Here is an 11,587-nt window from a genome sequence, read left to right on the forward strand (position 1 = left end):
TTTGTTATGGATCATATTTATCCACAATCGCACTAATATTGCACATAATTCGAGTTAATGCGAAGCTAAATTCGTAAATTTGATAGTTATTGTTTTAATCAAATATGAGCGAAAAAAATCAGGATAAATCAAATTATTCCGCGGATAATATACAGGTTTTAGAAGGTTTAGAAGCTGTACGAAAAAGGCCTTCGATGTACATTGGTGATACTGGCGTAAAAGGCCTTCACCACTTGGTTTACGAGGTAGTTGATAACTCGATAGATGAGGCCCTTGCCGGCTATTGCGATACCATTAACGTTACTATCCACAAAGGCAACTCTATTACCGTTGTAGATAATGGCCGCGGTATCCCTACGGGTATCAATACCAAGGAGCAAAAATCAGCATTAGAAATTGTAATGACCGTGCTGCACGCAGGCGGTAAATTTGATAAAGACACCTACAAGGTATCGGGTGGTTTGCACGGTGTGGGTGTAAGTTGTGTTAACGCGCTATCTATACACGTAAAAACGGTTGTGTACCGCGAGGGTAAAATATTTACGCAAGAGTACGAACGTGGTAAACCATTGTTCCCGGTAAAGGAAATTGGCGTGTCTGATAAAACAGGTACTACCCAAACTTTCCAGCCGGATGCGGAGATATTTACGCTTACTACCGAGTATAAATTTGAAACATTAGCCACTCGCTTACGCGAGCTTGCTTTCTTAAATAAAGGGATCCGCTTAACGTTAACAGACGAGCGTGAAACTAATGATGACGGTTCTTTCCCATTGGAAGAGTTCTTCTCTGAAGGCGGCTTAAAAGAGTTTATTAAATACCTTGACGGTACCCGCGTGGCTATAATCCCCGAGCCAATTTACCTGGAAGGGATTAAACAAGGCATTCCTGTTGAGCTGGCTTTCCAATACAACGATACCTATACAGAAAATGTACACTCGTATGTAAACAACATCAACACTATTGAAGGTGGTACACACGTTGCAGGTTTCAGGATGGGTTTAACGCGTACGCTTAAGGCTTACGCCGATAAATCGGGCTTGTTAAAAAACATGAAGATCGAGATTACCGGTGATGACTTTCGCGAGGGGTTAACTGCTGTAATTTCGGTAAAAGTACAGGAGCCGCAATTTGAAGGGCAAACCAAAACCAAGCTGGGTAACAGCGAGGTGAGTGGCGCCGTTAACGTTGCCGTAGGCGAAATTTTAGGTAACTACCTGGAGGAAAACCCAAGGGAAGCTAAAATGATAGTGCAGAAGGTTATCCTTGCTGCTACAGCCCGCGCAGCGGCCCGTAAAGCCCGCGAAATGGTACAGCGCAAGAGTGTTATGACAGGGTCTGGTTTACCCGGTAAACTGTCTGATTGCGCCAACAGCGATCCATCCTTATGTGAGCTTTACCTTGTAGAGGGTGACTCGGCGGGTGGTACTGCTAAACAGGGCCGTAACCGCGAGTTCCAGGCGATACTTCCACTACGTGGTAAGATCCTGAACGTGGAGAAAGCCATGGAGCACAAAATTTATGAGAACGAAGAGATAAAGAATATGTTCACCGGCCTTGGTGTAAGCATTGGCACGCCCGAGGACGCTAAAGCATTGAACTTAAATAAATTACGATATCACAAAATTGTGATCATGACGGATGCGGACGTAGATGGTTCACACATTACCACGCTGATCTTAACCTTCTTCTTCCGTTATATGAAAGAATTGGTGGAGCACGGCTATGTGTACATTGCATCGCCGCCGCTTTACCAGGTTAAAAAAGGTAAAGAATTTGAATACTGCTGGACAGACGAACAACGCGACACCGCCATACAACGCCTAAAAGGCCAGGGTAAAGAGGATAGCGTACACGTGCAACGATATAAAGGTTTGGGTGAGATGAACGCCGAGCAATTATGGGATACCACCATGAACCCGGCTAACCGTACACTTAAAAAGGTAGCTATTGAAAACGCTGCCGAGTGCGATCACACCTTCTCGATGCTGATGGGCGATGAAGTTGCCCCACGCCGCGAGTTTATAGAGAAAAACGCGCGCTATGCGCGTATAGATACATAAGAGCATCTATTCTGCCTATGATATTAAAGCTTCCTGACTATACAGGAGGCTTTTTTACTTTTTGGATTTTATGAGCGCCTTTTTTAGCATTTTAATCACCTTTATTCGCCCTTCATTCGTCCTTTAAAGTTTCTTTTAAGTATAAAAACAGCCAAGTAAGCGATAGCATCAAAAATTATATACTTTTTTATTTATATACATAGTTTTCTTATGTATATAAATATTTTTTTTATATTTGAATTATGAGCACTAATCCATTGCTGAAAGGCAGCCTGCAAACCATTATTTTAAAACTGCTGGAAGATAACCACCAGATGTACGGCTACGAGATAACCCAAAAAGTTAAGGAGGTTTCTGAAGGCGAAATAATGCTTACCGAGGGTGCATTATATCCGGCGTTGCACAAACTGGAGGCGGATGGTTTTTTAGAAACTTTCACCCAGGTAGTTGATAACCGCGTGCGTAAATATTACCGCCTTACCGAGCAGGGCGGCAAAGAGGTTACCAGTAAAATGAATGAGGCACAGGCTTTTATTGAGCAGTTGCAAACATTGTTAAACCTTAAACCTACAACCAAATGAAACCAACAGACCGACAATTAATGGTATTGCAGGTTTTCTGCATAAAACGCTTACATACCGCGAAATTTATGAGGAAGTGTATCATCATATTTTATCTGCTGTTGAATTTCAACCGGGCAATATTTAATTTGAGGATGCTGTAAATAATATTATAAGGAATGATTTTGGTAGCCCTGAAAATTTGCTGAAGATTGAAAAAGGTATAAAAAATGCGTTGGTGAAAGACACAGTAAGAAAGTATTTTACCTATTTATCAGCCTGCTTTAAATTCCCGGGGATGTTATACACTGTATTGGGTGCATTACTGACGTACTATTTCTTTTGGACTATAAAATTTAGTCTGGTGGTAATCTTTGCAATTTTCGCAGTATTGATATTTTCACCGTGTATTATTTGGTTTATGCGCTTATACAATACTGGCTATATTTAAAATACTACCCGTAAATCCGCGAAAGATAAGCTGTTTGAAACCTTCACTGGGATTCCAATCCGCATAGCGTTGATCCCCTTGTTTTTTACAAACATATGGGGCTATAAGATATGGCAAAACAATAATTATTATTTAATCACCACATTTTTTATGGTGGGCGTATTGTACAATATTGCACTTTACAAATTGTATAAAGAGGAATTTAAAATAGATTCCGCCAAATGATACTAACCTCCGATGAACTGCAATGGGTTACAGATCGTATGAAGATCTACGACGTCAAATACCAGGAGATTTTTTTGCTGGATATTACGGCGTTGATCTACTTGTATGCTGATATCCCGGAGGGTGAAAACCATAAAGGGAAAGCGATCTTTACTTAAAAGACACCTTATATGGCAAACCTATCTGCCGGCAATGTTGCTAAACAACATTATTTATCTCCCCACATTTTTACGGCTTTGGTTGATGGGGATAACGGTTTTAAGCTGATGCAGCATTGGCCATTGCCCGCACCTATGGTTGACCTGATATTTTTTGCTGTATTAAACTTAAGCACGACAGACCTCTGCCGTAAGGTTCTAAATAAGCAAGTAGTTTAAGCTTACTTCAGTAATAACCTTTTCTTGCCAAAATCAACAACGGCTTTATATTTCATCAGTATATCACTACCCAAAACACCTAATACTTCGGGATGCCCCATTTCGTGATAGGCTATGTTTATGGTAGATAGGTTGAGCACGGCTACTTCCAACTCCGGTATGAGTAGATCACCTATCCAAATGTTTTCGATAACTGCTGTGGCCGATTCCATGGTATTGGTACCTAACCCGGTCGACAATCTTTCGCTCGCTACAATGGCAGCTTGTTCATTCACTTCAATGAGTAAGTCTCTATCAAATGCGGTACGCGATGCGCCGGTATCCAGCACCACTTTAAAAGGCTTGCCAAATATTACAATATCCAGCAAGGGATGGAAACCATCGCCTTGCAAATCGATAATGTTTAGCGGAACGGAGATCGTGTTTTTAGTCATTAGATCATTCGGTAGATAGTGATTAGACGTATCTAACCTCGTAATATTACAATCACCATTACACTAAATAATTAAAATGGATAACCGATGGCAATATTTAAAATTGCGTTTTTAAAGCTTGGGCTTATTGACCGTGTGCCACCTGCAGGGGTATAAGGCCTCATCAGCGGGAAACCAAGATCGGTACGTAATACCAATATGGTAGCATCAAACCTTAAACCAGCACCGGCATCAACAGCCAGTTGAGATAAAAAATTAGGGCCGAATGTACCACCTGCCTGGTGTCGCTTGGCATTCCAAATATTACCGGCATCGGCAAATATGGCGCCGTACACAATGCTAAATAGTTTTTGGCGGAACTCGATGTTGGCTTCCAATTTTATATCACCGCTTTGGTCGGCAATAAAACTGTTGCCGCTAAGTGGGGTAGGGTCAACCGTACCCGGGCCTATTGACCGTGGCCTGAAGCCCCTTAAGCTGTTTGGCCCGCCAATAAAGAATTGCTGATTGTAAGGCAGGATGGTAGAGTTACCATAAGGTAAACCAACACCCACCAATAGCCTGGTAGCAATTTTACTGCCCGTGCTCAATTTATGAAAGAACCTGATCTCGCTCTCTACTTTAGCATACTGGTTAAATATAGTTCCGAAAAGTTTTTTCTCTTTACCGGCAAGTGTATCGGCGCCGGTAACAAGGCCATACAGGTTATTTGATAAACTTACTTTACCACGGAAGAAAATGCTATTGGTGCGATAATCTTCGGTAGTATTATCATAAGTATAAGCATAGCTTGGGCCTAAAGTAAATTGAGGATCGATAAGATGTTTAAGCGAAGGGTTACGGTTGTTCGGATTATTGATGCTATCCCTGTATAAACTATCTACAGAACGCGGTTTTACAAAGGTAGCCTCCAGTAAATTCAGTTCGTGCAATTTGTGTTCATTAGTTTTAAACTGGTAGCCAAATGAACCGGTAAATGAGTTTAGCGAATACAGTTTTTGCCTCACAACAGAGGTATAACCCAAACTTAAAACGGTACGTGGTATATATGCGTTTGATGAACTAACGCGCCATGGGGTTATCAATCGTGGCCACGAAAGGCTGGTTTGCACACCATATTGGAACACGTTAAAGCCGTTATTTTTCCCGCCTATTTGCACATCGGTACTTCCAAATAGCGTTACGGTTAGCAATTCGCCGCCTTTAAAGGCGTTGCGGTTTTTCCAGCTCAGGTTTATTTGCGTACCGGTGTAGTTGGCAGATGTGGTACGGCCAATAATCTCGGCCTGTAATGATTTACGTTTGTAAGGGGTAAGGAAGTAGTAAACATCCAGTTTTGGTGAATCAGGCGTCACATCCTCAAACCTGTTTTTTACATAACGGTAAGGGCCTAAGTTAATGAACCTGTTTAACGAATTATTATGCGTGGTGCGGCTGTAAGAATCGTTTGGATGCAGCAAAACAGTATTAGCAAACAAGTAAGGCCTGGCGGTATTACGGGGGTCTACAATGTTGTACCAGCGGTAGGGCTTAGCCTGGTTTAGCTTTAACGCAGTATCCCTTAACGAATAGTTAGGGTACACATAAATATTACGGATGGTGTAAATTTCACGGGCACGCTCAGGCGTAGTTTCTTTGATCTTTACTAACAGATCAACTTTGTGGGTATCAACCGTGCTATCAACTTTTACAATCAATTGCTCGGGCGAGAAGAAGAAGAAACCCTCATCCTTTAAGCGGGTGTCAATACGCACACGTTCCGATTTGATAACGTCTAAATTGTATTTATCGCCGGTTTTCAATAGTGTTCCCTTTTGGGCGCCCCTGATCGCGGTATCCAGGTTGTTATCTGTCGCGCTGGGGAAAGTTACATTACGAATGGTGTAAGATGGCCCGGGCAAAGCTGTAAACAGAGCCGAAGCCGTTTTCTTTTTACCAACAGTATCACCACTTACCGACGCCTGGAAGTAACTTTCGTTTTGGAGGCGATTGGTCATGATGTCGCTGTTCTTAGCTAAGTTAACCTGACTTACGTAAATAGGTGGCTCGCCATATTTGCTGAAGAATTTTTGGATAAAACCATGGCGGCCCTTTGTCTTATAATACAACCAAAGTTTAATGCGCATCCCCAATAATGAAGAATTTGGTTTAGGGCGGATAAGCGTTTTCATTTCGGCACTAAGCGCCTTGGCATCACCTTTTGATATGCTTTTATCATCAACCTTTACAGTACCGCCGGTGTATAATTTTTCACCCTCGGGTACATACTTAGTGGTACTACAAGCGTTTAATATTACGGCCAGCGATAGTAAATATATTATCCGTTTTATCATAAGGTGGTAGTCTGGGTCTTAGTTCTGTCTGCTTTATCTTTTTCCTGCGATGCTTTCTCCTGCTCGTTTTTTACTTTTTGCTCCTCTTTGTATTTACGGCGCATCTCTTTTTCTTCTTCGGTACGTTTGCGGAAGATTTCGCGGAAACGGTTATAATCTACCGTTAACGAGAAACCTAAACCGGTTTCAACTATCTGGCCCTGTATCACTACAAATTCGTCCTTACGGTAAGCGCGCAGGGTGTAGCGGCCGTCTTTACTCAGTTTGTAATTAACCGATACGTTACCGGCAATATTTGATGTTTTTTGCCCCTGTTGCGCACCCTCCAGGTTAAAGTTATTACCTATCGATACCGTAAGCCTATCGTTAAGGAATCGTTTGGATAGGCCCACGTTCAAGTCTGTTCGGTTGGTGGCCGTACCAGACGAATAATCCTGCCCGGAGGTTAAACCGAAGTTTAGATCAACCCCCGATATTAAACCACCTGCAAGGCTGTTCAACTGGTCGGTTAATAAACTGCTTACACTATTACGGATAGCACCTTGCACACCTGCGCTTCCACCCTGGCTTTGCAGCGGGTTATCGCCAATAAAATGGCCAAGCACCAATACACCCAACACCTGTTTGTTTAACTCGTTAGGGTCTTGCCTGATTTGTGATAGGCGGGTTTCTACCGTATTGGTAACCACGGCGGCAACGTTATAATTGCTATCCGGCAGGGTAATGTCAAAGCTGATGTTTGGTTTCAGCAGTTCGTTACGCAGGTTAAGGTTTACGTTAAATGGTAGTTTTTGCTTGTATTGGGTCGAGTTTTCGTCGCTAAGTTGGTTAGCTACCAGGTCTATCGGCGGTACGTTGGCAACGTAAATTGCGGTCAGGTCAATATTCGCGCTCGTTGGGTCGCCCGTCCATGTTATAGTGCTACCCTTTTTGAAATTGAATTTACGGGATACCGTTGCGTACGATAGGTTATATGAACCGCGATTTACGATATAGGTACCCGTTAAGCTTGTTTTACCACTTGGGTCGATGCCGCCGCTTAGGTGTGCTTCGCCTAATAGTTCAACAACGTCACCATTGCGCTCATCAATCACGATAGTGAATTTGGCGTTCTTATCAATATTAACCGTAGCGTTTACATCAAGCCCGGTGATCTCAGATTTTTTTAACGAATCTAACTGGCGTGCCATCAGTATCGAATCCATTTGAGGGTCTTTAGAGTTCCAGAACTCCACTACGCCTTTACGATCTTCAACACCCGGGTCGCTGGTTGGTAATACAAATACCATTTCGGTTTTGTCGTTTACGGTAAGGCTCGCGTCAACCACGGGTTTGGCCATGTTGCCACGGATCTTAATATCGGTATCCAAAAACAGTTTGCCGTAAAATAACTTATTATCGGCTTTGTTTGAATTTATCGCGCGGAAATTATTAGCGAGGATATTGATCCCGAATTTAAAATCGGTGTAGGTTTTAGTGTAGATAGATCCCGATACAACGGCCTTATTATTGATCGAATCAACCAAAGTGAAATCGTTAAAGCGGATGCCCTCATCATTAAATGTAATGCTTTCCTGAGGCATGGTAAAATAGGAGTTAAGCATGCTGACATTAAAGCCCACCTTATTAAAGTTAACATTACCCCGCACTGCCGGCGCGGCTGTGGTCCCCGTTATTTTTAGGTTACCGGTAATGTTACCACTGGAGTTTTTGATGGTGCCGAAGCTAAAGCCTTCAATACTCTTCATACCCAGGTTTACAATGTTCAGGTTCAGGTCAAACCTGCTTTCGGGCAAGGTGTAGTACATGCCGTTTAAATCAACCTGGTTACCACGGCCTGTTATGCTCATTTGCGCGGCGTAGGCATTAGCTGTTTGGTTGTTAACTTTTAGTGCGATGTTACCAACGGTATCGCCTTTAAAGTTAAAGTCGCTTACGTTAAGGGCTGCCGTAAATACAGGTAATTTTTGGAAGTTGCTTACCTCGGCATTACCGTTTATGGTACCGCCAACTAAAAGGGAATCCTGCTTAGCCAGCTTGGTTAAAGTTTCGATCCGGAAGTTTTTGAAATCGACCGTGATAGGCCCGTTATACTGACCTGATGTGGTATTGGCGCTCAATACCTGGTTGCTGTTGGTAATACTGAAGTTACGGGCTAAAATGCCTTTGCGGCCAAACATCAACGCGTTATTGGGATTAACCGACCATGCGGTATAATCAAGCAATAAGCCATTCTCCAAAAAGTTAAATTGATATTCATTTGGCATAGCGATAAACTGCCCGGCGATACGGTAGCGATCTTTCTTTTGGTTGTCCCTAACTTGCAGGCTGATCCCCAATTTGTTGTTTAGGGCGCTGCCCGATACACTGGTAAATAACAGATCAAGCGATGAGCCTACTTTAATCTCATCAACCGTTAGGTTATAATTAAGCGCGTTACCGGTATTAATGGCAAGCTTAAGATTGTTAACTGTATTGGTGCCATAAATAACTTTTGGTGCCGATCCGTTCAAGATCAGTTCACCGGTGGTGCTGTTAAAGCGGCCGTTGAATAATACCGGTTCAAGTTGTTTCAGTTCGGGCACAAACTGTGTTACCAGCGGGGTTTTAACCAAACGGGCATCAAACGTAAACTGTTGCGGCGAGTATTTTACCTTTATACGAGGTGTTTTACTGCCGAGGCTGGTGTTGTAATATTTGTCGATAACATCTTGCACTGCAGGAGTAATTTGGGTTAGCTTGTATTTACCGGCCATGTGCGCATAAAACATTGGCGCTTTTAAGTAAAGGGTGCTGCTATCGGCAGTGGCTGTAGATACCAGGCTTACCGTATCCAGTTGAATACGCTTTCCGTTATTGTTAATTAAAAGATCGGTAGCCAATATTTTCGCGTTCAGGTAATCCGGGTCGGCGGTTGGTACATCGGCAACAATTTTACCGTGGAAACGCATTGGGTTAGCTGTAAAATGCAGTTTTTGCAGATCGATACTATCTACCATCAGCGTAGCATTTACCGATGGGTATTTTTTGTTCATGTTAGCCTTTGCATCCAAACTAAAGTTGATGTTAGGGTCTTTCATGCGGGCTTTAGCCACATAGCTGCCATTGCGTGCCGTGCCGTTCATCACTAAATTACGGTAGGTGTAGCCTTTTACATTTGCGCTCGTTACATCGCCGTTAAATTTCAAACTGGCGGTTTTAGGGTCGAGGCCGGTACCGCTAATGTTGGCCTTCATGGTTACAAAACCAACCATTTGCGGTTGTTTGGTTAACGCACCTACATTTAGGTTATTGGCTTTAATATTTGCTGTGTAGGTTTCGCTGCCTTTGCGTTCACCGCTCTTCATGGCTGCCACCAGGTCAACCGCGCCATAACTGCTGCGCAGGGCCATTTTGGTGTTAAAGTTTTTCATGCTGCCTTTAAAGGTTCCTTTCAGCGCCATATTCTCGGGCACAATTACACTTGGCGGGATGGTTCCTTTTGGTACCAGGCGAACAATATCATTACGTGTTGTGCGGAAATCATTAATGGTAACATCAAATACCGACTTCTTTACATTGGGCAGGCCACGCATGTTAGCCGATGCTTTGATGTAAGTAGTACCAAAACCACTTATCTCAATGTTCGGGATGCGCAGGTTATCAACCGTGCCATTAACACGGCCATTGATTTTAATGGTGGAGTTTGGCGACGATTTGAACGGTTCCATTGAAGCCATGGCAGGCATCAAAAGCAACACATCGCGCAAGCCAAGCTTGCTGCCATCTAAATTTGCGTTGATGTTTAGCTTGCCCAGGTCTTTAGTTAACGATTCGATAGATGGGTAACCCACCTGTAGATCTTTCCGGATAACCGAACGTGGTGTTTGCACCAGCAGGTCTTTCAAATAAGCATTCTTTGGCCCGTAGAAAAAGGTAGTGTGGAACTTATCGATCTTTAACCCGCTTTTTTCGCTAAAAGTAAACGAATTGATACGTCCCGATAAGCTATCCGGCGTGTAGCCAATATTTTCGGCATCGGCATTTAAGTTTTTGATACTCATGTGGGAAAAATCTAAACCGCTTGGCATAGGTTTTTTTGTATCGTTATCAAACTTAATATTATCGTTGGTGAAGGTTACTTTACCTAAGTTGGCTGTCCACCCTTTCGCCTGGGTGGTAGAGGTAAGCGTATCTAATTTCTTAATGGTTTTATCAACCGCTTTGGCTACAGTTGCAGGTTTGGCAAAGGTTAGCCAGGCGGTGGTATTATCTAACACGATAGATTTGATGCCCACGTGCTGGTTCTTCATGTCTATCTTATCCATGTTCACCAAAAACTTGCCCAAATCAACCTTGGCGGCCATTTCGCTGCTTTTGTAATCAACTTTAATCTTGTCAATATTGATCTCGCCTAAAGCCAGATCCATATTTAAAGGTTTGGTAGTGGTGTCTATTGTAGCAGCTTGCTTAATGGATGAACCGGCAGGTGTTTGGATGATCTTAGCATTTACCCCGCTCAAGTTTATTTTAGGGATAGTGAACTTCATCTTATCCGGGTCAAAATCCTTAATGCGGGTATCAAAGTGGCCCAGCAAGAATTTCACATCGTTGCCTGTGGTTACATCTTTGTATGTGATATTGATCTTATCAAGTATGATCTTATCTACCGAGAACTTCATGGTAGAGGTAGTGTCCTCGGGCTTAACTTCTTTCTTTTGCTCGCCTGCGAATGCCTTAATAATATAATCGAAATTAAAGAGGCTATCTGTCCCGCGGCTAATGTTAGCCGTAATGCCTTCCAGGTTTATTTCATTTATCTCAACCTTGTTTTTTAACAATTTTAGAAGCGTGATATCGACCTTTAGTTTGTCGCCTGCGATAAGGGTATCTTTCTTTTGATCCTCAAAGTAAACATCTTCCAGCACCAGTAGTTTGGGCAGCCCCAAACTGATGTGTCCAATCTCAACTTTTGTGTGAATTTTATTTTGCAAGAAAGTAACCGCCTTATTCTTAGCAAAGTTTTGCACGGCGGGTACCTGTATTAAAATAACCACAAGTAACACCAAAAATATGACACTTGCAATTATCCAAAGTATTGTTTTAAGGGCTATGCGTCCAAATCGTTCCAAATTCTTAAAGGTTAGGGTACTACTTGTAGTTAG

Annotated in this window: 7 protein-coding genes; 4 read left to right on the forward strand and 3 right to left on the reverse strand. The window is 42.7% G+C overall.

The window, feature by feature from the left end:
- The first annotated feature begins 104 nt into the window (after nt 1-104).
- The 4 genes from gyrB to NAF17_RS10675 all read left to right on the forward strand — a co-directional run bounded on the left by gyrB (nt 105) and on the right by NAF17_RS10675 (nt 3,676).
- Entirely contained in the window at nt 105-2,063 is a 1,959-nt protein-coding gene (gene gyrB / locus NAF17_RS10660) for a DNA topoisomerase (ATP-hydrolyzing) subunit B (RefSeq protein WP_252757973.1), read from the forward strand.
- A 242-nt stretch (nt 2,064-2,305) separates the two neighbouring features.
- Nucleotides 2,306-2,644 carry a PadR family transcriptional regulator gene (locus NAF17_RS10665; protein WP_252757974.1) on the forward strand — a complete coding sequence of 113 codons (339 nt, stop codon included), beginning with the start codon at nt 2,306-2,308 and terminating at the stop codon, nt 2,642-2,644.
- Between the two features lie 651 nt (nt 2,645-3,295).
- Nucleotides 3,296-3,457, forward strand: coding sequence for a hypothetical protein (locus NAF17_RS10670; protein ID WP_252757975.1), 162 nt, complete (start codon nt 3,296-3,298; stop codon nt 3,455-3,457).
- Nucleotides 3,458-3,469: 12 nt separating this feature from the next.
- A complete protein-coding gene (locus tag NAF17_RS10675) occupies nt 3,470-3,676 on the forward strand; it encodes a hypothetical protein (RefSeq protein ID WP_252757976.1) in 207 nt (68 codons plus the stop codon).
- Between the two features lie 2 nt (nt 3,677-3,678).
- On the opposite strand, the gene NAF17_RS10680 is transcribed toward NAF17_RS10675, so the two are convergent.
- From NAF17_RS10680 to NAF17_RS10690, 3 genes are all read right to left on the reverse strand, one after another.
- A complete protein-coding gene (locus NAF17_RS10680) occupies nt 3,679-4,110 on the reverse strand; it encodes an aspartyl protease family protein (protein WP_252757977.1) in 432 nt (143 codons plus the stop codon).
- Between the two features lie 71 nt (nt 4,111-4,181).
- Nucleotides 4,182-6,443, reverse strand: a complete 2,262-nt coding sequence (gene tamL, locus NAF17_RS10685; protein ID WP_252757978.1) for a translocation and assembly module lipoprotein TamL — start codon at nt 6,441-6,443, stop codon at nt 4,182-4,184.
- Nucleotides 6,440-11,554 carry a translocation/assembly module TamB domain-containing protein gene (locus NAF17_RS10690; protein ID WP_252757979.1) on the reverse strand — a complete coding sequence of 1,705 codons (5,115 nt, stop codon included), beginning with the start codon at nt 11,552-11,554 and terminating at the stop codon, nt 6,440-6,442. The genes tamL and NAF17_RS10690 overlap by 4 nt, the downstream gene beginning before the upstream one ends.
- Between the last annotated feature and the right edge of the window lie 33 nt (nt 11,555-11,587).

This window comes from Mucilaginibacter aurantiaciroseus (assembly GCF_024055595.1).
GTDB classification, from domain to species: Bacteria; Bacteroidota; Bacteroidia; order Sphingobacteriales; family Sphingobacteriaceae; genus Mucilaginibacter; species Mucilaginibacter aurantiaciroseus.

Coding starts and splice junctions, on each gene's coding strand:
- gyrB (WP_252757973.1), top strand. CDS start 105: ATGAGCGAAAAAAATCAGGATAAATCAAATTATTCCGCGGATAATATA.
- NAF17_RS10665 (WP_252757974.1), top strand. CDS start 2,306: ATGAGCACTAATCCATTGCTGAAAGGCAGCCTGCAAACCATTATTTTA.
- NAF17_RS10670 (WP_252757975.1), top strand. CDS start 3,296: ATGATACTAACCTCCGATGAACTGCAATGGGTTACAGATCGTATGAAG.
- NAF17_RS10675 (WP_252757976.1), top strand. CDS start 3,470: ATGGCAAACCTATCTGCCGGCAATGTTGCTAAACAACATTATTTATCT.
- NAF17_RS10680 (WP_252757977.1), bottom strand. CDS start 4,110: ATGACTAAAAACACGATCTCCGTTCCGCTAAACATTATCGATTTGCAA.
- tamL (WP_252757978.1), bottom strand. CDS start 6,443: ATGATAAAACGGATAATATATTTACTATCGCTGGCCGTAATATTAAAC.